Genomic DNA, 23865 nt, shown 5'->3' with positions numbered 1-23865 from the left:
ACTACTTAACTTGTTTATATAACATATAAAACCCTGTTATAGCTCCTATTAGGCCAAATATGACCATGCAGAGTGGTTCCGTTTGAAGCCAAGTATCCAATTTATAACCTAGCCAAATAAAACCTCCTATACAGGAGACCAGTGTGACCCCCGCTGATGTTGCCATGGCGAGGGCTTTCACAAGATCCTTATCCATATTATTTACCAAAACGTTCAGGACGACGCGCATCACCTAAGAATTCATGTCGCAACGCTTGAATGATGCGTTCAGAGGCTTTTCCGTCACCATAGGGGTTAACAGAATTAGACATCAACTTATACGCTTCCGTATTGCTCAATAATTCATAAGCGGCTTTATGTACCGCATCCTTATCAGTACCTACAAGGCGAACAGTGCCTGCTTCTACCGCTTCAGGACGTTCTGTCGTATCACGTAATACGAGAACTGGCTTACCAAGAGCTGGGGCTTCTTCTTGAATCCCACCTGAATCAGTCAAAATCAAGTAAGATTTAGCCATCAAGTTTGCAAACGGTTCATAGTCAAGAGGGTCAATTAATGTAACACGCTCCACAGAACCAAGTTCCTCTTGTACAACTTGGCGAACTTTAGGATTTTTATGTACAGGGAAAACAACTTGAATATCTTCAAATTCATTGATTAAATCTCGAATGGCTTGATATACATGGCGCATAGGTTCACCTAAGTTTTCTCGGCGATGTGTGGTAACAAGAACCGTACGTTTTTTAGGATCAAGAGCATTAATAGCTGCATCATCGAATACATAGCTGTCTTGTACCGTCGTATCAAGAGCATCGATAACAGTATTCCCTGTTACATAAAGATGTTCTGTATTAATATTTTCTTTTTTTAAATTGCTTTCAGAACTAGAAGTAGGCGCAAAGTGATACGTCGCGATCGAACCCGTCAATTTTCGATTCATCTCTTCAGGGAATGGAGAGTAAATATCACCTGTCCGTAGCCCTGCTTCCACGTGACCTACAGGAATTTCTTGGTAGAAAGAAGCCAATGCCCCAGCAAAGGTAGTTGTAGTGTCACCATGAACGAGTACCACATCAGGTTTTGCTTCTTCTAATACATCTTTAAGGCCCATCAAAGCACGATTAGTTACATCATATAGTGTTTGACCTTGGCTCATAATATTTAAATCATAGTCTGGGGTAATATTAAACAAGTTTAGTACTTGATCAAGCATATCTCGATGCTGTGCCGTAACGGTGACGATAGGTTCCATATCTGGTGCTGCTTGTAATGCTTTTACAAGAGGAGCCATCTTGATAGCCTCAGGTCTTGTACCAAAGATTGTCATAACTTTTAACATAGTTGCCTCCAACGTAGTAGGATAGAAAAAATGGGGCGCCAAGCGCCCCACAGATGGTTATTCCTTATGAGAATCATCAGTATTCTCCAAGGCTTTAGCCAATTCATCGCGATCAAAGGATATGGTATCATCCGAGTCGCTGCGTTCAATTGTAGGACGTGGTAACGGATGCCCTGCCGCATCACTATGCATGATAACGCCAAGACGTCGTGCAATATAAATACTACACAAGAAAATTACTAATACCAAGGTCGCGCCGACCCAAGCATTGACCTCTGCAACGATAACAGATACACCGCCGAAAAGAGCTGTTACTGCATACATCAACAATACAGCTTGCTTTTGTGTTAATCCTTGTGCCAATAAGCGATGGTGAACATGACCTTTATCGGGTTTAAAGATGGGACGTCCACTGATTTTACGGCGCACAATGGCAAATAAGGTGTCTAAAATAGGCAAGCCTAACACAATGGCAGGTACCACTAGAGCAATCATAGCCGCCGTCTTCACAGCGCCCATAACGGAAATAGCTGCTAATGTATAGCCTAATAACATGGATCCCGTATCACCCATGAATATTTTTGCAGGATTGAAGTTATACCGCAAGAAACCTACAGTCGCACCTGCTAAAGCAAGAGAGATACAAGCAAGATCAGTTTGACCAAGTTGCAATGTCATTGCACAAACAGCGATACATGCGATAAAGGAAATACCTGCAGCCAAGCCATCAAGGCCATCGATGAGGTTTACAATATTTGTAAAACCAACTATCCAGAAAATAGTCAATGGAATAGCCCAATACTTGAGATATACTACACCACCCCAAGGAAGGTTAATGAAATCTACTCGAATATCATAAGCCACCAAAATAGCGGCTGCTATAATTTGGCCCATTAACTTAGTTTTTGGCTCAATTTGTTTAATGTCGTCCCAAATACCAACTAGCACCAAAATGACTGTACCAAGGACAAACCCAAACAATTTATGATCATGCGGAATGGAATCGTTAAAAAGAACCGATCCCACATAACCGAGAAAGATTGCTAATCCACCAAGTCGTGGAATCGCACCATGATGCACCTTTCGAGCATCAGGCTTATCTATTGCCCCAACAGCAACGGCAAAGCGTTTTACCAATGGGGTAAGTGCAAAGGTTATGATGAGCGCTAGTGCAAAGGCCCACACATAATCGAGCACATATTCACTCATAAGACACCTCCAACAAGTAGGTTGTAAAAACGGATTAGTTCGTTAAGCTACGAATAGGAGCAGGAATTCTGCCACCACGGGCGATGAACTCGGCTGCACTATATGGACTCACTTCGATAATAGGAGCATAACCTAATAATCCACCAAATTCAACAACCTCTCCAACAGTCTTACCAGGTACAGGAATTACACGAACCGCAGTTGTCTTATTATTAATCATACCAATTGCTGATTCATCTGCAATGATAGCAGAAATGGTGTCAGCAGTAGTGTCTCCAGGAATAGCAATCATATCAAGCCCTACAGAACAAACACATGTCATGGCCTCTAATTTATCAAGTGTCAAACTACCACAGGATACAGCATCAATCATGCCTGCATCTTCCGAGACAGGAATGAATGCACCACTAAGACCACCTACGTGAGAGGAAGCCATAAGACCACCTTTTTTCACCGCATCATTAAGTAATGCTAGTGCCGCTGTAGTGCCATGACAACCACAAGAGGACAAGCCCATTTCTTCAAGAACATGAGCTACAGAGTCACCTACAGCTGGCGTTGGCGCCAAAGATAAATCAATAATACCAAATGGTTTACCTAGGCGGCGAGATGCCTCTTGGGCTACCAATTGACCTACGCGCGTGATTTTAAAAGCAGTACGTTTAACCGTTTCTGCTACAACGTCAAAGGATTGACCTCGAACGGATTCAAGCGCATGTTTTACAACGCCCGGGCCAGATACACCTACAGAAATAGCACTATCCCCTTCTGTTACCCCGAAGAAAGCACCCGCCATAAATGGATTATCCTCTACAGGATTACAGAATATTACGAGCTTAGCACAACCAAGAGCATCATTATCCTTTGTAAGCTCTGCAGTTTTCTTAACGATGATTCCCATGTCTCGCACTGCGTCCATGTTAATACCAGTTTTAGTAGAGCCCACAGCAACAGAGCTACAAACGATATCCGTAGTTGCCAGCGCTTCAGGAATAGAGTCAATCAAAATGCGGTCAGCTCGAGTGGCGCCCTTTGTTACAAGCGCAGAAAAGCCGCCAATAAAATTAACACCTACAGTTTTTGCAGCACGATCCATAGCTTCCGCCACAGGAACATAGGATGTTAAATCACTACCTCCTGCAACTAAAGAAATGGGTGTTACAGAAATACGCTTATTGATAATAGGGATGCCGAATTCTCGCTCAATATCTTCCCCTGTAGATACAAGATGTTCTGCCTCTTTTGTAATACGGTCATAAATACGGTCACATAGCTCTTTACCAGAACTAGATGCACATTCAAGCAAGCTAATTCCCATCGTAATAGTACGAACATCAAGCTTGTTATCGTGAATCATCTGATTCGTTTCTAAAATATTGTCGATAGATAACATAGTGCCTCCTATCCTACGCGGTGCATGCTCAAGAAAATATCAGCATGTTGTGCACGGATTTCAACACCTAGTTCTTTACCTTGAGTCGTCAAAGCCTCTTGGATAGCTGTAAGATTTTTCATATCTTCAGACTTGGTTTCACACATCATAATCATATTGAAAACGCCATCGAGGATGGTCTGATTAATGGACATAATATTTACACCGTAGTTAGCGAGTACAGTACTAACTCCAGCAATGATACCAACGCGGTCTACGCCGACAACGGTAACAACTAATTTCATAACATCACCTTCTCTAAGCACTACAAGCTATATAGCCAGTATAGGGCATTCAATAAACTATATTAATATATTATAACACATTTATTATTTTTCATGAGTGAAATCTTTATGAGTTTTCTAGTGAAAACAACATGTTACACTTCGTCAGACAAAGCACTTGTTACAATCTCTTCACCAGCAGTTAACAATGCGATAAGACCTTTATCCCCTTTATAGCTTTCACCATAAATTTTATATAAATCTTCAGTGCCAGATGGGCGTGCTACAAACCATCCTGTTTCCGTTTCCACACGAACACCATCGATAGGCATATCTTTATACAAAGAAGTAGTGCGAACATTAGTAATCGCATCACCATCTACTTCGGTAGCCGTAATGGAGCTTGCATTTAATTGTTTCAACTTAGCCTTGGCCGCCTTTGTACAAGGCGCATCAATACGACCAAATCGTGGATCCCCACAGCCTTCCACAATATTGTTATATAGTCTCTCAACAGTTGCGCCCATTACAGCATACATCTCCATTGCTAAGAGAGCCATAATCATACCATCTTTATCTGTGGTCCATACGGTACCGTCTTTTTTAAGGAACGATGCACCAGCAGATTCTTCACCGCCAATACCAATCTCACCATCGAATAATAGGGAACTAAAATATTTAAAACCTACTGGAACCTCATAAACAGGAACCTCTTTACTAGCAGCCCATTTATCAATCATAGTGGTACAAACAACGGTTTTACCGACCCCTTTATTTGTCCAACCACGAGTCGTAAACAAATAATCCGCCGCAGTCACAAGAAATGCGTTTGGAGAAGCTAGCCCATGCGGACTAACGATACCATAGCGATCATAATCAGGGTCATTCCCAACAGCGAGATCATAATTACCAATTTGTTTAATTACGTCAGCCATGGCATATTCAGATGAGCAATCCATACGTACCTTACCATCATGGTCATAGGTCATAAAGCTAAACGTTGGATCATACTCATCATTAATAATATCTAGGTTTAGATTATACCGCTCTTTAATAGCACGCCAATAACCTAGCCCACTACCGCCGAGAGCATTAACGAGGACCTTAGGTTTTGCACTTTGGATTGCCTCCATATTAATGATAGAAGATAGTTCTTCTACATATAGACCTTTATAGTCATATGGAACCTGTTGATCGGGCTCAATATTGTCGATACTAATACGTTTAAATCCTTCTAATTCACAATATGCGTGAACATATTCATTGGCACGTGTTTCAATCCATTTAGTAATCAACGTATCCGCTGGACCACCATTGGTAGCGTTATACTTAATGCCACCATTATCTGGAGGATTATGAGACGGCGTAATCACGATACCATCCGCCTTATCATCGTGGCTTTCATTATAACGAATAATAGCACGAGATATAGATGGTGTCGGCACGAAATCCATATCGGAATCAACCATTGCCGTTACACCATTGCCAGCAAGGACCTCTAGAACCGTCACAAGGGCTGGCTGAGATAAAGCATGTGTATCTTGACCGACAAAAATCGGACCTGTAGCGCCAAATTGACCACGGCCATCACAAATAGCCTGTGTAATAGCGGCCACATGTAAATCTGTAAACGTACTATTTAAAGATGTACCGCGATGGCCAGATGTGCCAAAGGATACGAGTTGTGTCGGATCTGTAATATCCGGAGCATTATCAAAATATGCATCCACAAGGGTTTGCACATCGATAATATCTTGTTCTTGTACAGGCGTACCTGCTAATTTGTGAGTCATAGAAACCTCTAATCTTATCTTGAGGGCAAGCCCTCTCATTTTACAACCTTGATATTCGATCAATTACATTAAATTATTTCCAAAATGTATGTATCATTCATAAAATATTATATTTACACATAATTAATATAAGATGACAACAGCCAGAGATTTTATCATAATTCTTTATTTTGATTTGTTACAACTATTTTCATCTATTACAACATTATTGTTCGCTTCGGTAGTTCTATCTTGTGATTTCAGCTGTTTAGATATTTCCGCAGGAACAATAGGTTGAGTAAAACCTTGACCGATAACCTCTTGGGCATCAGTAATCAAGATAAACACATTTGGGTCCGCTTCTTGAATAACCTCTTTCAATTTATTTACCTGCAGCAAGTTGACTGCAACCATCACAATTTGCTTAGGCGTCCGTGTATAGGCACCAATACCATTAATAATAGTGGCACCACGACCAACCTTATTGATAATACACTCACATACTTCATCGGTGCGATAGGTAATGATAAAAGCAACTTTACGTTGATTAAAGCCGATTACCACCTTATTTGTAATAATAGTATACACATACACACTGATAAGAGTTACAGCTACCGCTTCAAGTCCAACAACGCCGACAGCAACTAAGAGGATGGCACAGTTGATAGCGCTATTAATGGACCCCATTTGAAGTCCATAATATTTACGAACGATAAGTGCAATTGGATCAAGGCCTCCTGTATTACCACCTACACGGTAGACGATACCAAGCCCTAGTCCAGTTGTGATACCTGCCATCATAGAACTGAGTAGTGGATCCTTAATAATCATGTCATATTGCAAGAAACTAAACAGATCAATCATCCACGATAACATGAGCGTACCATACAAGGTATTAAGCACTACACGTTTACCAAGCCACTTCCAAGCAGCCCAAAATATAGGGACGTTCAAAATAACGTTCCAAGAACCAACGGATAATCCCGTTAGATAATACAAAATCAACCCTACCCCACTAATACCAGTACTAACCAGTTTGTGAGGTAGTACAAAGGCATCTAAACCAGCACCAAAAATTGCACAACCAATAGCAACTATGACACATTGATAGACAACATCTTTATACTTGGCGAACATAGCTCCCTCCAAATTGCCATTTCACTATAAATATTCTATAATGAACTAATTAAAACATACGCTGTTTACAATGCTTTTAATAATCAAACAACAGGTATATACAAAATCATCATAAACCACTTAATGGTTATTTTCAATCACTTTATAACAGTATAAAATAAACATATAAACTGCATATATTTTGTACATTACAAACGAGGCTATTATGAGTAAAAGTTTTGAGCAACTCGGTTGCAGCAAAATTAATATTGGGCTTGCTATTACAGGCAAGCGTGACGATGGATACCACGACATCGATTCTATATTTCAATCGATTCGCCTTAGTGATTCTATTTATTTCGCTAAGCATCATTCCGTAGTATTTTCTGGTGGCGCTCCCGAATTGCCTGACTACATGCAAAAACTCGTAAGCTATGGAGAAGATAATCTCGCGCTCAAAGCGTTACGCGCCATACAGGCCTATACGGGTTGTAAAGCCGGTGCCGCCATCCACCTATTAAAACGCGTTCCTATTCAAGCGGGTCTTGGTGGCGGTAGTGCAGACGCAGCAGCCATGTTATTAGGTCTCAACCGCTTTTGGGACTTACGGCTCACACAAGAGGAACTTTTAAATATTGGTGCCTCACTAGGATCTGATGTGCCGTTCCTACTACAAGGTGGTACAGCTCGCGGAACTGGTCGTGGCGAAGTGTTAACCTATAGCCAATCGCCAGAAGCACATTGGCTATTACTAGTAAAGCCAAAGGTATCTATTTCTACAGCGGTTGCTTATGGTCGCTTCAACGGTAAATCTAATGCCACCGCAAAAACAATCGATACCGTTCTGAATCATCTTCAGAATAATGATTTACAATCTGCTTTCACTAGTAGCGCTAATACTTTCGAAGAATTATTATTCCCAGATCACGAAGAACTAGGAATATGTAAGGAGTTTTTCACTAGCCGTGGTTACCCAACCATCATGACAGGAAGCGGTCCTACGATGGTAGTATTACTTAACAAACCTATGGAAGCCTTACAATTACAAGAAGAGATTAAAGCAGCTGGTCATGATTGGCTGTCACTCATTACTAAAACATGTACACAGGAGGACTTAGTATGACAAAACGGTTACAACCTATACGACTCGATGCGTATAAACCACTAAGAGAAGTGGTAAGTGAAACATTGCGTCAAGCCATCCAAGATGGGGTGTTAAAACCTGGGGAGCGCCTCATGGAAATTCCCCTTGCCGAAGAGTTAGGCGTAAGTCGTACCCCCATTCGTGAAGCCATACGTAAACTGGAGCTAGAAGGCTTTGTCGTTATGGTGCCTCGCCGCGGCACCTACGTTGCCAACATCTCTTTGAAGGATATTACGCAAGTATTTGAAATCCGCTCTGCCCTCGAAGAACTGGCAGCAGGTCTTGCAGCAGAACGCATTACAGAAGAGGAAATCGAAACGCTGGAGAGAATGCTTGTAGAAATCGGCGATCATATGGAAAACAAAAATATGGAATCCGTTGTGGCTGCGGACGTAGAATTCCACGAAGTCCTCTACCGCGCATCTCGTAACGAAAGATTAGCAGACATCGTTCACAACTTGCGAGAACAAACCTATCGCTTCCGTAGTTTTTCTATGAACCAACCAGGTCGTCTTAGAAAAACTTGGGAGGAACATCGTCAATTAGTGGAAGCCATCGCCTCTCACAATGCCGCACAAGCTCGTAAACTAGCTCGAATTCACATGGAACATTCTGAACAAACCTTGTTGCAAGGAATGGAAGAGTCACAAGAATTTACTAAGGCATAAAAAACATCCTACAAAATACTATATAAAGCAAAATCCTTCCTATTTGTGAAGGATTTTTGTTTTACATAGTCTATAGAAATTGATACAATATCATTGATTATTATGAAATATGGATTTTTTTATAGGAAAGGGAGTTTTTATGGAAGCAATGCTTAATGATGCTATATCCACCATAAACGGTTATTTATGGAGTTATTTCATCATTTTTATTCTTATCGGCGCAGGCCTCTTCTTTACGATGACAACGAATTTTGTACAAATTCGCATGATTAAAGAAATGATTCGCCTCGTAATTAACGGCGCAGGTAGCTCTACAGAAAAGAACCATGTATCCTCATTTCAAGCATTCTGTGTTAGTACCGCATCTCGTGTAGGTGTTGGTAACATCGCAGGTATAGCTATTGCCGTTGTACTTGGTGGCCCTGGTGCTATTTTCTGGATGTGGGTTATCGCACTCATCGGTGCTGCCACTGGCTTCATCGAATCTACATTAGCACAAATCTACAAAGAACCTGTTGCTAAGGGCGGTTTCTATGGCGGACCAGCTTACTATATTCGGTATGGTCTAAACAACAAGGCATTATCTGTTCTATTTGCTATTTTAATCAGTATTACCTATGGTTGGATTTACAATTCTGTACAAGCCAATACTTTGGCTGCATCTCTCCAGGTATTCAACCTTGATGTGTCCTATACAGGCGCTGTAGTAGCAGTCCTTCTTGGTATTATCATATTCGGTGGTATCAACCGCGTTGCAAAAGCATCTGAAATCATTGTTCCTATCATGGCGATTCTATACATTGCTACTGCATTATTTGTGGTAATTATGAATATCACCCAATTCCCACATGTAATCTATACTATTTTCGCCTCCGCATTTGAGCCTGTTGCAGCAGGTGGTGGCTTATTAGGTGCTACTGTTATGAATGGTATCAAACGGGGGCTCTTCTCTAACGAAGCCGGGGAAGGTTCTGTTCCAAACGCAGCCGCTACGGCAGCTGTTAACCACCCTGTAGAACAAGGTCTTGTACAAGCATTCGGCGTATTCCTTGATACATTCATCATTTGTACAGCTTCTGCTTTCATCGTACTCATCGTGGGTGATTACAGCACTACAGGTCTAACAGGCATTGCTCTTGTACAACATAATCTAGCTCAACAACTTGGTTCTTGGGCGCCTACAGCCGTAGCCATTTTCATCGTTATGTTCTCCTTTAGTTCCTTAATTGGTAACTATTACTACGGTGAAATCAATATCAGCCACTTAACAAATAAACGATTCTACCTACATTTGTTCCGTATTGGCGTAATTCTTATGACATTTGTTGGCTCTGTTGCCTCTCTAGATCTCGTATGGAATCTAGCCGATTTATTCATGGCTTTCTTAGTATTAACTAACGTAAGTTCCATCGTACGTATGGGGCGCACAGCAGGTCTTGCCCTTGATGACTATATCAAACAACGTAAAGCAGGTATTGAAATGCCAGTATTTAACCGTTCTATTCTAAACCACACGTACGGCATCGTATGGTGGGGTGATGGTCAAACTACAGACTCCTCCGTACCTCCTACTCCAATTGAAGATACTGTGGAAAAATAAAATATATTGACGTATGAGGCTGGTGAAAGTATTTTTCACCAGTCTTTTTCGTATACTCTTCAAAATAGTTTATTAGTACATATATAAAGGTCTATATTTTTTAGAATATAAATCTTTATTTTTTTGTAAAAGTATCCATTTTCATAGATAAAAACATTGTTCACCAGCAGATTATACTGTGATAAAGATCATAGTAATTATCTATATTTTTACAACCTTCAAAGGTCAAAAACTATAGAATATATTTATGAAAATATAAAGGGTATTCTGTTTACAATGTCGAATATTTAAGTATGCGATATAATTAGCACTAATTAAACTATTAATTTACTCTATTATCCAGGAGGTAATTATGAACGGTTATAACCCATATGAAAACATGTTAAACACGTTAGACGTAGCAGCTGAAAAGCTCGGCTATACTCGTAGTGAATACGAAGTGTTACGTCACCCAGAACGGGAACTAAAAGTAGCGGTTCCTCTTCAACTCGACAATGGTGAAGTTCGCGTATACGAAGGTTATCGTTGCCAACATTCCACATTGCGTGGTAGTGCTAAAGGCGGTCTTCGCTTCCATCCAGATTCTGATGAAAACGAAGTGCGTGCACTTGCGGCTTGGATGACTATTAAAAACGCTATCGCTAACATTCCTTATGGCGGTGGTAAAGGGGGCATCAAAGTCGATCCTAAAACTTTAAATCCTCGTGAATTAGAACGCTTAACTCGTAACTTCGTACGCCGTATTGCACCTATCATCGGTGTTAATACAGACGTTCCTGCACCAGACGTAAATACGAATGCTCAAATCATGAGCTGGATTGCTGATGAATACAGCACATTAAAAGGCGAATGGAGCCCAGGTATCGTTACAGGTAAACCAATCGAAGTTGGCGGTTCCTTAGGCCGTAATGAAGCGACTGGTCGCGGTTGCCTCATTGCATTGCAAAGCTACCTCGCTAAGAAAAACTTGGATATCAAAAACCTTACTGTTGCAGTTCAAGGCTTTGGTAACGTAGGTTCCGTAGGTGCTCGTCTCATTGCACAAGCAGGTGCAAAAGTTGTAGCTATCGGCGACGTAAGCGTTAACATCTACAATCCTAACGGTCTCGATGTTGAAAAAGCATACGAATACGCTAACTCCCATGGTCGTTCCCTCGAAGGTTACAGCGAACCAGGAATGACTACAATTGGACCTCAAGAGTTATTGGCTCAACCAGTTGATGTATTATACATGGCAGCCCTTGAAAACCAATTAAACAAAGACAACATGGAAAATATCCAAGCTAAGATCATCTTGGAAGGCGCTAATGGCCCTACTACTAATGATGCGGATAAATACTTCTATGAAAAAGGCATCGACATCATCCCTGACGTTCTTGCTAACGGCGGCGGCGTAGTTGTATCCTACTATGAATGGGTACAAAATAAAGCAAGCTTCTACTGGACTGAAGAAGAAGTTAATGAAAGATTAACTAAGAATATGCAAAATAGCTTCGAAGCTGTTTGGGAAATGCAACATAAATACAATGTACCTCCTCGTCAAGCAGCGTACATGGTTGCTCTTGAACGCCTCGTAGTTGAAACTAGATGGCGTGGCTATAACTGCTAAACTTCTATACCTCCATACATTTTAGCCATAAAAAAAGCGTAAGCTCAATTTGAGTTTACGCCTTTTTATTTACCTATATACATAATCAAAACGTCTCGTGAGGTTCAATTTTTTTACTTAGTTATATTGATGAAACCACTTATTATTTAAAAGAACCTAATAAAGTAGCCATGCTAGGACGACTTATCAAAGCTTTCACCAATACAGAACCAAGAATAGCTGGAATAGTTTGACCAACGATAAGATTCAACACTAATGGCCAGTATGGAATACCAAGTAATGGACTGAGCCACAATGGCACACATAATGCAGGCACAAAGACGATTGGAAGCATTACCCACCAAGCGCTGAGGCCAAGCTTGCGCATTCCTACGATGATGCCAGTCGTTAATACGCCCACACCAAAGCCCCCCATCATATCGAGGATGCCAAGACCACCGAATAGGAAGTTAGAAATGAGGTTGCCAATCCCCATGGGAATCACCAAGAACGGAAAGGCATAAGCAAGTGCATATAATGATGTTGCTATACGAATTTGATAAGCCCCGAAGGAAACGCTTTGCGTTACATACAATACAACGATGTACAATGCCACAACCATGGCAGAAATAGTCAATTTGCGTGTAGAAATCATAACACTCACCTCCTCAAAATAAAAAAAGCATGGCAAAACTACCATGCTTACAATGCTTATGAATTTCCGTAGTTTTGTTTAGAGACAGGATGGTTTCAAACTGTCTTATTTAGTTGTCGCCTTTAGGCAGTACTAATATTAGCATATATCTAATATCTTCGCAATCAATTTGGTTGTAGGCGGACTTGTCTGTAAATCTACTATTAGTGTTAAGTTTGTAAGGACGGGGTGGCGGAAGATACCTTTCCTCATCGCTCCACTGGCTATACGGTCATCGGCCTAGGGCCTCGACCTGCCAAAGTCGCTCTTTGAAAAGGTATCTACCGCCACTGCGAATTTAGCTAATCAACTTAATCCTAATACTAGTGACATATAAGTCCGCCTAATTCCCAATATACCATCTTATCTATTAGAATATATAGCAAAGTAGCCGCCTAAATGGCAGCTACTAATTTAATCCAGTTTACGGATATTATAGTGCTGGGTCTTCGACTCCGTTTGCGTGAAAGGCTTTTGCTCTGTCGATACAGGTACCGCAGTGTCCGCATGGTTTGTCTCCGCCTTCGTAGCAGGACCAGGTTAAGTGGTATGGTACGCCGAGGCGTAGGCCTTCTTTTACGATGTCTGCTTTATTGTGGTTAATGAATGGTGCTTCTAAGGAGCATTCTTTACCGGATCCTTCAAAGATGGCGTCGCCCATGGATTTGTAGAAGTTTTCTGTACAGTCAGGGTATGCATTGCCAGCCGCATCATCACTGTGAGCACCGTAGTAGATATAGCCACAGTCTAAAGATAAAGCCAAGGATGCTGCCGCAGATAGGAATAGACCATTTCTAAACGGTACATAAGTGCTCACCGTACCTTCCCCTTCTGCATCTTGTTGTTCTTTGTAGGAACCTTGCGGAATGTCTTCACTAGATTGTGCTAACAAGGAGCAGTTACTGAAGGCAAATAGTTTGGTAACATCCATCGTTTTACCTTCGATACCATAGTGTTCTAAAATAGCTATAGCAGCTTCTAATTCTTTACTATGTTTTTGACCATATTGAATCGATAAGGGCACTACATTATCTTTACCAAATCGTTCAATGGCAAGGGCCAAACAAGTAGTGCTATCTACGCCACCGCTAAAAAGAACGACGGCTTTTTGTTTTTGAGCCATATTATCTCCTTATTCTGAATAACAGTTTTCAAAATATCTCGAACAATAAAGAATACAAACATAGATATATTTCAACAATATATATATTTCGATAGTAAAAGTCCTAACGCTATTACAACAGCCTCATCCGTAGATGAGGCTGTGTATTTACATTCGCTGTAATTTTATAGATCAATAACCAATTCTACTGGACAGTGATCAGAGCCAAAGATTTGTTGGTGAATCTTAGCTTCTTGGATTTTATCGTCAAGACGTTTAGATGTGATGAAATAGTCAATTCTCCATCCTGTATTTCGTTCACGAGCTTTCCCCATGTAGGACCACCAGCTGTATTCTTCAATCGCATCTGGATAGAGATGGCGGAATGTATCTGTAAAGCTGGCACCTAAGAGCTCAGTCATTTTAGCACGTTCTTCATCGGAGAAGCCCGCATTTTTACGGTTTGTCTTAGGATTCTTAAGGTCTATTTCCTGATGAGCTACGTTCAAATCACCACAAAGAATCACTGGTTTCTTCTTATCTAGTTCAAGCAAATAATTACGGAACGCATCTTCCCAAGTCATACGATAGTCGAGGCGTGCCAATTCTCGTTGGCTATTAGGTGTGTAGCAGCATACTAAATAGAAATTATCATATTCAGCAGTGATAACACGGCCCTCTTGATCATGCTCTTCAATGCCGATACCATTAGTTACAGACAAAGGCTTAATGCGCGTGAATACGGCAGTACCACTATAACCCTTTTTCACAGCGCTATTCCAATATTGCTCATACCCTGGCAGCTCTAAAGAAATTTGGTCAGGTTGTAATTTAGTTTCTTGCAAACAAAAAATATCAGCATCTAATTCGTTAAAGGATTCCATAAATCCCTTTGTTACAGCGGCGCGGAGGCCGTTTACATTCCAAGAAATTAATTTCAATTCTTACTCCTTTGCGATCATTCGCATCAATCTAATAGTATTCACCGTATGTAACTTGGTGAAAGTCTCTTTCACATAAAATATAAGCAAAGTTTTTGCTTAATGTAAGCTAATCTAAAGATTATATGTTAGCGATATTACTGCTTTTTATGTTTCTTAGCATGTCTTGCTTCAGCACGAGCCTTACGAGCATTTTCGTTGGCCTTAAGGTCGCTTTCACGTTTTTCACGGAAATAATTAGCCACCGTCGACAAGATAAGAATCACCAATACTGTTACATTAAACATACCTGGTCCAAAGGTATAGATATGATAACACATATAGCCAAAGGCAACGACCGTTAATAGTTGTTTTAAAAGATTCATTTGCCCTCCTATATTAGTTTAATGTTTCTACGCCAGTATTAAGTGGGAAGCCTTCATAGGTTACCCAGTCACTAGAACTACCAACATATAAAGCAGACTCTAGGCCTACTTCGCTCATGGTTAACAACGCATTACAAGCCGTTACACCAGAGCCACAGTACGTTACAACTGGTCGATTTTGGTAAATTTCGTTGTAATACTCAGCCTCTAAGTCTTTCAAAGACTTAGGACCATCTACAGTATAACCGCTTTCAAAAAAGTGATTAACAGCGCCAGGGATATGGCCTGTCATGCCGTCCATCGTATCTACTTGAGATCCATCATAGCGGAATGGCGCACGAGCATCAATGATAACATGATCTCCGCTTTCACTAGCCTTGAGAACCTCATCACGGCTCATAACCATATGCGTTTGCAACTCGTAGTTAAAGATAGATGGTTCAGCAGGTAATGGAGTAGGCTCTTTAGTTAAAAGATGGCCCTCTCTAACCCAACGTTCAACACCACCAGACAATACCCGTACATCAGTTAAGCCCATGTAGCGTAGCGTCCACCAAAGACGGCCCGCTAAAAATAGCCAAGAATCATATACTACAACCTTGGAGTTGCGCGTAATGCCATAAGACTCAAAGGTATGAGCCAATCGTTCCATATCTGGCAACGGATGTCGACCACCATGCTCGCCCAAAGGACCTGTTAAATCCTTATCCAAATCCACCGCATAAGAACCCTTAATATGTCCCTTTTTATAATCTTGATACCCTCGAGCATCTAAAATGATGACCTCATCGAAACAAGCTAATAATTCTTTAGGAGTGATAAAATTTGACATATTGTACTCCTTTCTTTGATTATATCGAAAAATACAAATCTCTTAATATTATTATATACGAGTACAACAGGATATACAATTTATTTTGGCACAGTGAAAGTTATTTATTTGCGTGGCATAAAAACTTAAATTACGCACAAAAGGACTGCAACTAAAATGTGATAAAACCACATTCTGTTACAGCCCCTAATTTAGATAGCATCAATTTTCTGAAGCTCATCACCTATACGTTTAACAATGCCTGTCACCAACGCATTGCCCATGAAGAACATACGCATACGATCAGATACTTCTACTACTTCACCTTTCACATTACGCTTATAGCGTGTCCAATCATCAGGGAAATCTTGCAAACGCTCAGCTTCAATCGGTGTAATGAGTCGATATTTACCATCAATTTTCAAAAGATGTGTAGAGCGATTAACACTACCTTCAGATGTAAGCATTGTCCGCCCAGGTAGCTCAAGAGAGTCATATTCACTCATACCACCTTCAGAGAAGGTATAAGTATGTCCATTCGTTGCAGTCCGTGTAATTTTCTTAGGTCCACGGAGATATTTAAACTTCTCTAATTTTTCACCATTGATATAATACTCTTCTGGCACTTGATTAGGTGAAACCACAATCTCTTTCAATGGGATTGGGTTTTCATCACCTTTAGGTTCAGTTTCAATCGTATAATAGTACCCATTTGTCATAAGACCAGAGTTCCACATTTTACCATCTGAGAAATTTGCAGAAACTTCAGCAATATCTTTGTCAAGCTTATTTGCATTAATACGTTTCTTAACTGCTTCACCTTTAACAGGGAATTGACGAGCAAAAAGCCCATCCTTAAAGATATAAGGTGTATAACAAGCTAAACGAGTATCTAAATCGGCATCAGTAGGTAATGTGGCTTCGTATTTAGTATGTAGTCGTTTTCCCCACTTTGTGTCATTTCTAAATACAAAGAAGAACACACGACGTCTCCGTTGTGCACGACCATAATCAGCAGCATTGATAACACGCCACTCCACAGAATAACCTAATTGATTAAAAGCAGCCAACATAATCGCAAAATCACGACCACGTTGGTTGGAAGGAGCCTTCAATAAACGGTCAACATTTTCTAATACTAAATACTTAGGCTTAATGGCCTCAGTAGCACGGATAATTTCCCAGAAAAGAACTCCTTTTTTCCCTTCGATACCAAGCTCATTCTTTTTACTACGTGCAACAGAATAGTCTTGGCAAGGAAAGCCTCCAACAATCATATCTACACCGTTGGCTTTCATTTCCTCAAACTTTTCATTAGGAATTAAAGCTACATCGGTTGGGATATGTTCCATATTAGGAAATCTATATAAGCCTACCTCATAGGCATCTTGTGTCTTACGAGATGGCTCATATTGGTTAGAATACAGGGTCTGGAAAGCCTCTTTAGAAGAGTTCTCTAAACCTACTATAAATCCACCTACACCATCAAACATAGAGAATATTTTCATTACTTTACCCCTTAATTTATCACATTCATAGATCTTTATTATAGCAAAAATAATAAAAAAGATCAAGATCAAAATTAATTACTTTAATGTAAACCCTTAGGGTATTCTTATAATTAGACTCTAATAGTACGATTTATTTCTAGCTCTATTTCACGTCCTTAACTATTTCTGCTACATATTCTCTATTCAACCAATAACATTGTTTAGCTATCATTTGACCGTCTGGTAACATAACCTTATCTTTTCCATCTTTGCCTTTAGGTCTTATATGGCAAACACCATTGAATTTAGTCCCTGGCAAATTATTTGATACTCTGTTGAGTACAGGTTTGAGTTCAATGCCAGTTTCCAAAATTGATTTTGTAGTTTTCCAAAGATCTTTTAGTTCATGTTCTATAACTATTTCTGGCATATTCCAGAGCATAATTCCTTTTAAGTAAGGCTCTCTGTTTTTATTTTCTGTCATTGTTTCATCATATTGGAATACTACAAATAGATATTTTGTATACTCAAAATTCTCATAAACTTGAGACTCTTCCCAATTATCTCTAACCCAACGATTGAAATCGATTTGTTCAAAGGACATATGTTCACGGGGAACTCCATTAGGCTCGAGTCTTATAGTCTTAAATTTAATATTTGCTTTATTAAACTCCCTAAGGGATTCTAACTTAGTTCCTTTTACGCCTAATACGGCACTTATAAGGTTAGCATTAAAGGCTTTATTTTTGGTAACTGGGATATCCATAAGTCTAGCAATCTCAGACACTCTTTTACCAATATATGGAGCAAATCGCTCTTGCAATAGCTGTAAGGTACTCTTACTTTTTAGCTCATCAACATTAAAGAGTGAAGGAATTGACTGCTTATCAATAACACGTCGAGCAAAGGCAGTCATATAAGAGTTTTTAAGGGAAAAAGCACGTTGTTTTGCTGGTATATCTGAAAACGGCTGTCTTCTTACCGATTTGGCGTTAATCCCCTTAGTACATGCTGCTAAATACATTGTGTCACTCTCAGAAATATTATGTGCTTCACCTTGCTTAATTTTATCTATAATTGTTTCCCAATCCTGTTTTATGATTTCCAAATCAGCTGGATCAAATTTGTGTAAAACAGCTTTAACAATAGGAAATTCCTTTTTATCTACTTCATCCTTATATAAATAAAATACAACTAATAAGTTCTTATTTTTTTGCCAAAAGGAAGAATCATAAAATGAGTCCTTATAATCTTCTTCATAATTAATTATATTAAGCACTAGGCGTTCTTTTGCTGAGAACTCATTTTTCTTATTTTCTTTTATAGCAGTTACTTTTAACTCTAACCCCAAATTTACAAAATCAGCTTCAGCTCGACTATTCACAGCAATTTTAAAAAGACCTTCTTCTAAAATCTGACCAATGCCACCCTTGTTTCCTTTGCTATCTAGGCGCTTATTTATATCAAATTCACCTACTGTTTTACCTTCCGCAGATTCTGCCACCTCTAATACATCTTCAATAGAGTTATATATCTTATCCAAAGTCATTAGAACCGCCTCCCATCGCATATACATAAATTATATCAAAGGTATATAGAATTATACTAACTTAACTTTCAACTAGTTCATTCATCGTTTAATCGCTAATTATAAATATTAATACCTGTTCAAGTCAAACATTTTCATCTATTCCTTATAATTATCGTATCCATACGTCTTTTTTGCCACGTAAAGTTGTGATATAATGTAAATAATTACTCTTAGGGCATTTGTCTGCCCAAATGGATCCAAAAGAGTTAGTGTGTTTTCAAGGAGCGTGCGCAGTTGAAAAAGGGGTACATCAAGTTAATAGCAGCCATTGTGCTCGGTGTTGCTATTATCGGTGGTGGGATCTATGGGGTGTATACACTCTTATCATCCAATACAACGACAATTTTATATCGATCAACCGTTGACGATAAAATCAACGCCATACGACCTTATATTATCGCACTGGACGCATATAACTCGTATAGTGTAGCCTATGCTAGCCAATTACAACCAACGCTGGAAGAGTTGCGTAATGGTTCTCATAATACGACGATTACACTACCTAAATACAAGGAACTTAAAGCTGCATTAGAGGTAGCAAAACAAGATAGTTCTACGCCCTACGAAGATGTAAACCAAGCAACAAATGATGTCCTCGTAGTACTTGATCAAATTATTCCTATTGCTGATCAGTTGCAATCTTACTATGTGGAACGTCGTTATGAAAAGGATAATTATAAAGGTAGCGATGAGCTAGCAGCTCAATATGTACCTTTAGCAGAACAGTTCTACGCTACATATAATGCATTAGACTTAGCTTTAGATAATCGTAATAATGAGCTTTATAACGAACGCATGACTGAGTATCAGGGAGAAAAACGGGAAAATGCGGTTAACTTTATAGAGATAAATCTCATAACGGCACAAACTATTGACCTTATTGATCCAGATGGGAATACAGACACCCAAAAGGTAGAATCAAACTTACAACAAATTACACAACGCCTCAATAAATTACAACCTGGTACTACACCAGAAGTACAAAATGCGGTAAGAGAGTATCAAGACTCAGTAAAAGAATTTGTTGCAGAGGCACGCAACTACATTATTATCAACTCATCTTATGGCGAAGCTTATACGCAATTATTTACCAAGTATAATAAAATGATTGGCAAGGCCAATGCAGTTAACATGGCAGACTTAGATGTAACAGAAAAAAAATAATATTTAGATAACACAAAGGACTAGCCCATGCGAGCTAGTCCTTTTATTTTTATGTAAGCAGCAAACTTTATTTCTTTTTCAAATCTTTTGTAATGATGTAATATTCAGACGGTGTTATCTTGATACCATCAATATGTTTATTACCTACAATATTAATTTTAGGATACCCAAGGAATAATGCTACAGCGTTATCTAACATCAGTTGTTGCGCATTGATAACCGCATTACGACGCACCACTGGGTCGCTACTGCTTTCACCAAGAGCCAACAATTCATCGAAACGAGAATTGGAGAAGCCAGAGCCATTAGTTTCAACGCCTGTACCCCAATATTGTTTCAAGAACCATACTGGTTGTCCCGTATTAGCGGTTACAACACTGGAGATAATCATATCATAATCACCAGATTGAGATAATGTGTCGATAACCGCATAATCTACGATTTTAATTCGTAAATCTACACCGATTTTTTTGTAGTCCGCTTGTAATGCTTCCGCATATAATGGCAATTCAGGACGAGTCGTGTAGGCATAAAAATCAAGTACGAGGTTTTCACCATCTTTATCGACAATGCCATCACCATTCGTATCTTCATAGCCTTCTCGTTTAAGTAATTCTTTAGCGCGCTCTACATTATATTTATTAGGATCACGTAATTGGTTAAAACCATAATCGATGGATGGCGGCAATGGAGCCTTACCAGCTACAAACGTATCTTTCATGAGATTTTTCGCATAAGACTCACGGTCTGCTGCTGCAATGAGGGCTGCACGAAGATTTGGATTTCGTAGTTTCCCCTTTTGCCCCATACGAACAAATACGTCACGCAAGGAAGACATTTCATAGATAGTAAAGTTCTTATCATTTTGGAAGATACTATATTCACCAGGTCCAATGCTAATAGCCATATCTACATCACCAGATTGTAATGCCATAGCACGCGTATTCGCATCATTAATGGAAGGGATCTCAACCTTGGCAAAGCCTGCTTTACCATCCCAGTAATTATCATTACGTTTTAGTTCAGCACGCTCTTTTGTGAAAGAGGATACTACATATGGACCAGTACCAATAGGACCTTCCTTTGCAATATCACGACCATTCGCCTCTGCTGTCACATCCATAATCAAAAACAATGGATCTCCTAACAAGTTGGGCAAGTTATAATATTCCTTGTCAGTCTTGATGGTCAACTCCTGACCGTTAGCAGTAATTTCTGTATAGTTAAAGAACGTTTTTGCTCGTTTACTTTTAGCAAAAGTTCGTTCTAAAGATGCTTTTACCGCCTCAGCTGTCAAACTATTACCATTTGAGAATTTAACTTTATCATTGATGGTGAAAGTCCATGTTAACTTGTCATCACCTTGCTTCCAAGAGGTGGCAAGCCAAGGCGTTGCTTTCATTTGATTATCAAACTTGATAAGCGTTTCACCTATACCAAATCGTACAACGGCCCAACTAAAATAATTTTCCGTTGGTTCTAATGTGCCAGCAAAACTAATAGCCCCTACCTTTAATACATCATTAGATGAAGCAGAATCTTGATTCATACAACCAACAGTTCCGAGCATAGTCACACCAAGGGTCATACCAATTAGTAAAGCCTTGCGTAATCCTTTCATTTATACACCTACCTTTCTACACACATCAACTATCTATTTATACTCAGATACTCACTATTTTTTGCATTAACATAATCTAGTAAATATAACCTGCTTTTACAATAGTTAATATAAAAAAATCTATGTACATCACTTCATATGAGCATATCTTGTTATACCCATAGGGGTATATTTTATACAGTCAACTATACTATATATTAGGTGTTAACACAATGTATAATTTGAGAAACATTTCAATATATTTATTAAAAAATTTCATATCTTAACTATGCATAAAAATAGCAGTTAGTCTTGAAACTAACTGCTATTTTAAGTTTACCTATCCGATGTAACTCTCTACATTTCAAATTTATGCTTTTGAAATTTTGAAAGTAAATTTTCCTATTAAGCTTCTAATGCAGCCTCATCCAAGGTAAGCGGCTTATGATCTTGGCCAATTTCAAAGATAGAGCTCAATAAAACCTTTGTATATGGATGTTTTGCATCCGCCAAGTGGAAAGCATCAAGTTCTTCAACGATAGCACCTTTGTACATTACGACCACCTTGTGGCACATCGTACGAATAAAGGCAATATCATGAGCAATAAATAGGTATGTTAAATTTTTCTTTTTTTGTAAACGCGCCAAAAGGTACGCAATGGAGTCTTGTACAGATACGTCTAGAGCACTAGTAGCCTCGTCTAACACCAGGATTTCGGGCTCTAAAACGATAGCACGAGCAATGGCAACACGTTGGCGTTGACCACCAGACATTTCATGAGGATAGCGATGCATAAACTCGCGAGGTAAATCTACCATTTCCAGGTAGTCACCTGCGATTTGCTCTTCTTTTCCCTTTTCAAGAAGACCAAAATTATAAAGTGGCTCAAGAATGATATCTTTAACCTTCATACGTGGGTTAAAAGCTGCAGATGGATCTTGGAATACCATTTGAATCTTTTTACGGTATTCTTTCGTTTGTTCGGAGTTCATATGTTGAATCTCTACACCATCTACATAAATCTCGCCTTCTGTAATAGGAAGCATCTTCATGATCATACGAACCAATGTTGTTTTCCCTGAGCCAGATTCCCCTACAATACCAAGGGACTGACCTTTTTCGAGAGTTATATTAATATCCTTACATGCTTCAAGCTCACCACCAGTAGGAAGTGGGAATCGTTTATATACATTCTTAATTTCTACTGCGTAATTAGTCAATGTAACGACCTCCTCCCAATGTTGGCACAGCGTCTTTTAGTTGTTTCGTATATTCATTAGATGGATTTTCCAAAATATCTTGTGGGGTTCCAGCATCTACAACACAGCCCTTTTTCATAACAATAATATAGTCAGACATATACGCTGCTACACCAAGGTTATGAGTTACCATGACTATTGCAGAATTATGCTCTTTAGCTAGTTCAAGCATTTGCATAACCACTTGAGATTGTGTTGTTACATCGAGTGCTGATGTCGGTTCGTCACCGATGAGTAGTGCTGGGTCCAATGCTAACGCCATAGCAATACCAACACGTTGACGTTGACCACCAGATAATTCGTGTGGATAACGGCGCAATATATCCGCTCCATTAGGAAGAGATACAGATTCTAATAACTCAATTGCTCGTCGATCACATTCATCATTAGTGATTTCAATATGAGATGTAAACAATTCTCTAAATTGTTTACCAATGCGAACAATTGGATCTAATGCACTACCACTATCTTGGAAAATCATAGCCATATCTTTACCACGTATGGCTCTCCATTCTGACTTAGATAGGGTACGAAGGTCGTGACCGTTAAAGATCATTGTACCGTCTGTAACCTCACCACCTACAGGTAATAAACCCATGAGGGCCCGGATTACAGTAGTTTTACCGGATCCGGACTCACCTACAATGGTTAATACCTTACCGCGTTCCAAGGTAAAGTTCACATCCATAACAGCAGGCACACCTTGGTACGCAATGTTAAGGTTTTCTACAGTTAGTATGTTTTCTGCCATTAT

22 protein-coding genes are annotated in these 23865 nt (G+C 39.5%); 5 read left to right on the top strand and 17 right to left on the bottom strand.

The window, feature by feature from the left end:
• Position 1: 1 nt before the first annotated feature.
• The 7 genes from RYO55_RS04255 to RYO55_RS04225 all read right to left on the bottom strand — a co-directional run bounded on the left by RYO55_RS04255 (position 2) and on the right by RYO55_RS04225 (position 7114).
• Positions 2-196 (bottom strand): AtpZ/AtpI family protein, encoded by a 195-nt coding sequence (locus tag RYO55_RS04255; protein WP_012864790.1) that lies wholly within the window; start codon positions 194-196, stop codon positions 2-4.
• Position 197: 1 nt separating this feature from the next.
• Entirely contained in the window at positions 198-1340 is a 1143-nt protein-coding gene (gene wecB / locus RYO55_RS04250; protein ID WP_004697520.1) for a non-hydrolyzing UDP-N-acetylglucosamine 2-epimerase, read from the bottom strand.
• A gap of 57 nt (positions 1341-1397) precedes the next feature.
• A complete protein-coding gene (locus RYO55_RS04245) occupies positions 1398-2549 on the bottom strand; it encodes a glycosyltransferase family 4 protein (protein ID WP_004697504.1) in 1152 nt (383 codons plus the stop codon).
• Between the two features lie 34 nt (positions 2550-2583).
• Positions 2584-3942, bottom strand: a complete 1359-nt coding sequence (locus RYO55_RS04240; RefSeq protein WP_004697539.1) for a PFL family protein — start codon at positions 3940-3942, stop codon at positions 2584-2586.
• A gap of 8 nt (positions 3943-3950) precedes the next feature.
• The gene (locus RYO55_RS04235; RefSeq protein ID WP_004695058.1) at positions 3951-4226 is read right to left on the bottom strand and encodes an ACT domain-containing protein; all 276 of its coding nucleotides are present in this window, start codon (positions 4224-4226) and stop codon (positions 3951-3953) included.
• 134 nt (positions 4227-4360) lie between these two features.
• On the bottom strand, positions 4361-5998 hold the full coding sequence (locus tag RYO55_RS04230) for a phosphoglucomutase (protein ID WP_314984288.1): 1638 nt from the start codon (positions 5996-5998) through the stop codon (positions 4361-4363).
• 165 nt (positions 5999-6163) lie between these two features.
• Entirely contained in the window at positions 6164-7114 is a 951-nt protein-coding gene (locus RYO55_RS04225) for a YitT family protein (RefSeq protein ID WP_278604720.1), read from the bottom strand.
• A gap of 205 nt (positions 7115-7319) precedes the next feature.
• On the opposite strand from RYO55_RS04225, the gene ispE reads away from it, so the two are divergent.
• The 4 genes from ispE to RYO55_RS04205 all read left to right on the top strand — a co-directional run bounded on the left by ispE (position 7320) and on the right by RYO55_RS04205 (position 12114).
• Complete coding sequence (gene ispE, locus RYO55_RS04220; RefSeq protein ID WP_155085953.1) at positions 7320-8216, top strand: 4-(cytidine 5'-diphospho)-2-C-methyl-D-erythritol kinase; 897 nt, start codon at positions 7320-7322, stop codon at positions 8214-8216.
• The gene (locus tag RYO55_RS04215; protein ID WP_004697535.1) at positions 8213-8905 is read left to right on the top strand and encodes a GntR family transcriptional regulator; all 693 of its coding nucleotides are present in this window, start codon (positions 8213-8215) and stop codon (positions 8903-8905) included. Before ispE ends, RYO55_RS04215 begins: the two co-directional genes overlap by 4 nt.
• Positions 8906-9044: 139 nt before the next feature.
• On the top strand, positions 9045-10505 hold the full coding sequence (locus RYO55_RS04210) for an alanine/glycine:cation symporter family protein (protein ID WP_314984286.1): 1461 nt from the start codon (positions 9045-9047) through the stop codon (positions 10503-10505).
• Positions 10506-10857: 352 nt separating this feature from the next.
• On the top strand, positions 10858-12114 hold the full coding sequence (locus RYO55_RS04205; protein ID WP_314984284.1) for a Glu/Leu/Phe/Val dehydrogenase: 1257 nt from the start codon (positions 10858-10860) through the stop codon (positions 12112-12114).
• Positions 12115-12256: 142 nt separating this feature from the next.
• On the opposite strand, the gene RYO55_RS04200 is transcribed toward RYO55_RS04205, so the two are convergent.
• The 7 genes from RYO55_RS04200 to RYO55_RS04170 form a co-directional block, all read right to left on the bottom strand.
• On the bottom strand, positions 12257-12748 hold the full coding sequence (locus tag RYO55_RS04200; protein WP_314984282.1) for a QueT transporter family protein: 492 nt from the start codon (positions 12746-12748) through the stop codon (positions 12257-12259).
• Between the two features lie 472 nt (positions 12749-13220).
• Positions 13221-13910: a 7-cyano-7-deazaguanine synthase QueC gene (gene queC, locus RYO55_RS04195; protein ID WP_314984280.1), complete on the bottom strand. Its 690-nt coding sequence runs from the start codon at positions 13908-13910 to the stop codon at positions 13221-13223.
• 164 nt (positions 13911-14074) lie between these two features.
• Entirely contained in the window at positions 14075-14830 is a 756-nt protein-coding gene (locus RYO55_RS04190) for an exodeoxyribonuclease III (RefSeq protein WP_314984278.1), read from the bottom strand.
• Between the two features lie 137 nt (positions 14831-14967).
• Positions 14968-15195: a hypothetical protein gene (locus tag RYO55_RS04185; RefSeq protein ID WP_012864802.1), complete on the bottom strand. Its 228-nt coding sequence runs from the start codon at positions 15193-15195 to the stop codon at positions 14968-14970.
• Between the two features lie 13 nt (positions 15196-15208).
• Complete coding sequence (locus RYO55_RS04180; RefSeq protein WP_314984275.1) at positions 15209-16027, bottom strand: sulfurtransferase; 819 nt, start codon at positions 16025-16027, stop codon at positions 15209-15211.
• 191 nt (positions 16028-16218) lie between these two features.
• Positions 16219-17514 (bottom strand): DNA (cytosine-5-)-methyltransferase, encoded by a 1296-nt coding sequence (dcm, locus tag RYO55_RS04175; RefSeq protein WP_314984273.1) that lies wholly within the window; start codon positions 17512-17514, stop codon positions 16219-16221.
• Positions 17515-17659: 145 nt separating this feature from the next.
• On the bottom strand, positions 17660-19045 hold the full coding sequence (locus RYO55_RS04170; protein WP_314984271.1) for a Sau3AI family type II restriction endonuclease: 1386 nt from the start codon (positions 19043-19045) through the stop codon (positions 17660-17662).
• A 276-nt stretch (positions 19046-19321) separates the two neighbouring features.
• Here RYO55_RS04170 and RYO55_RS04165 point away from each other — a divergent pair, with 276 nt between their 5' ends.
• Positions 19322-20251 (top strand): DUF3829 domain-containing protein, encoded by a 930-nt coding sequence (locus tag RYO55_RS04165; protein WP_314984269.1) that lies wholly within the window; start codon positions 19322-19324, stop codon positions 20249-20251.
• Positions 20252-20318: 67 nt separating this feature from the next.
• On the opposite strand, the gene RYO55_RS04160 is transcribed toward RYO55_RS04165, so the two are convergent.
• The 3 genes from RYO55_RS04160 to RYO55_RS04150 form a co-directional block, all read right to left on the bottom strand.
• Positions 20319-21872: an ABC transporter substrate-binding protein gene (locus tag RYO55_RS04160; protein WP_314984267.1), complete on the bottom strand. Its 1554-nt coding sequence runs from the start codon at positions 21870-21872 to the stop codon at positions 20319-20321.
• A 384-nt stretch (positions 21873-22256) separates the two neighbouring features.
• Complete coding sequence (locus RYO55_RS04155) at positions 22257-23072, bottom strand: ABC transporter ATP-binding protein (protein ID WP_024061594.1); 816 nt, start codon at positions 23070-23072, stop codon at positions 22257-22259.
• Complete coding sequence (locus RYO55_RS04150) at positions 23065-23862, bottom strand: ABC transporter ATP-binding protein (RefSeq protein WP_123138096.1); 798 nt, start codon at positions 23860-23862, stop codon at positions 23065-23067. Before RYO55_RS04150 ends, RYO55_RS04155 begins: the two co-directional genes overlap by 8 nt.
• Positions 23863-23865: the final 3 nt, after the last annotated feature.

The organism is uncultured Veillonella sp. (genome assembly GCF_963551295.1).
GTDB lineage: Bacteria > Bacillota > Negativicutes > Veillonellales > Veillonellaceae > Veillonella.
This window is presented reverse-complemented; position numbering and strand designations above follow the sequence as displayed.

Coding starts and splice junctions, on each gene's coding strand:
- RYO55_RS04255 (WP_012864790.1), bottom strand. CDS start 196: ATGGATAAGGATCTTGTGAAAGCCCTCGCCATGGCAACATCAGCGGGG.
- wecB (WP_004697520.1), bottom strand. CDS start 1,340: ATGTTAAAAGTTATGACAATCTTTGGTACAAGACCTGAGGCTATCAAG.
- RYO55_RS04245 (WP_004697504.1), bottom strand. CDS start 2,549: ATGAGTGAATATGTGCTCGATTATGTGTGGGCCTTTGCACTAGCGCTC.
- RYO55_RS04240 (WP_004697539.1), bottom strand. CDS start 3,942: ATGTTATCTATCGACAATATTTTAGAAACGAATCAGATGATTCACGAT.
- RYO55_RS04235 (WP_004695058.1), bottom strand. CDS start 4,226: ATGAAATTAGTTGTTACCGTTGTCGGCGTAGACCGCGTTGGTATCATT.
- RYO55_RS04230 (WP_314984288.1), bottom strand. CDS start 5,998: ATGACTCACAAATTAGCAGGTACGCCTGTACAAGAACAAGATATTATC.
- RYO55_RS04225 (WP_278604720.1), bottom strand. CDS start 7,114: ATGTTCGCCAAGTATAAAGATGTTGTCTATCAATGTGTCATAGTTGCT.
- ispE (WP_155085953.1), top strand. CDS start 7,320: ATGAGTAAAAGTTTTGAGCAACTCGGTTGCAGCAAAATTAATATTGGG.
- RYO55_RS04215 (WP_004697535.1), top strand. CDS start 8,213: ATGACAAAACGGTTACAACCTATACGACTCGATGCGTATAAACCACTA.
- RYO55_RS04210 (WP_314984286.1), top strand. CDS start 9,045: ATGGAAGCAATGCTTAATGATGCTATATCCACCATAAACGGTTATTTA.
- RYO55_RS04205 (WP_314984284.1), top strand. CDS start 10,858: ATGAACGGTTATAACCCATATGAAAACATGTTAAACACGTTAGACGTA.
- RYO55_RS04200 (WP_314984282.1), bottom strand. CDS start 12,748: ATGATTTCTACACGCAAATTGACTATTTCTGCCATGGTTGTGGCATTG.
- queC (WP_314984280.1), bottom strand. CDS start 13,910: ATGGCTCAAAAACAAAAAGCCGTCGTTCTTTTTAGCGGTGGCGTAGAT.
- RYO55_RS04185 (WP_012864802.1), bottom strand. CDS start 15,195: ATGAATCTTTTAAAACAACTATTAACGGTCGTTGCCTTTGGCTATATG.
- RYO55_RS04180 (WP_314984275.1), bottom strand. CDS start 16,027: ATGTCAAATTTTATCACTCCTAAAGAATTATTAGCTTGTTTCGATGAG.
- dcm (WP_314984273.1), bottom strand. CDS start 17,514: ATGAAAATATTCTCTATGTTTGATGGTGTAGGTGGATTTATAGTAGGT.
- RYO55_RS04170 (WP_314984271.1), bottom strand. CDS start 19,045: ATGACTTTGGATAAGATATATAACTCTATTGAAGATGTATTAGAGGTG.
- RYO55_RS04160 (WP_314984267.1), bottom strand. CDS start 21,872: ATGAAAGGATTACGCAAGGCTTTACTAATTGGTATGACCCTTGGTGTG.
- RYO55_RS04150 (WP_123138096.1), bottom strand. CDS start 23,862: ATGGCAGAAAACATACTAACTGTAGAAAACCTTAACATTGCGTACCAA.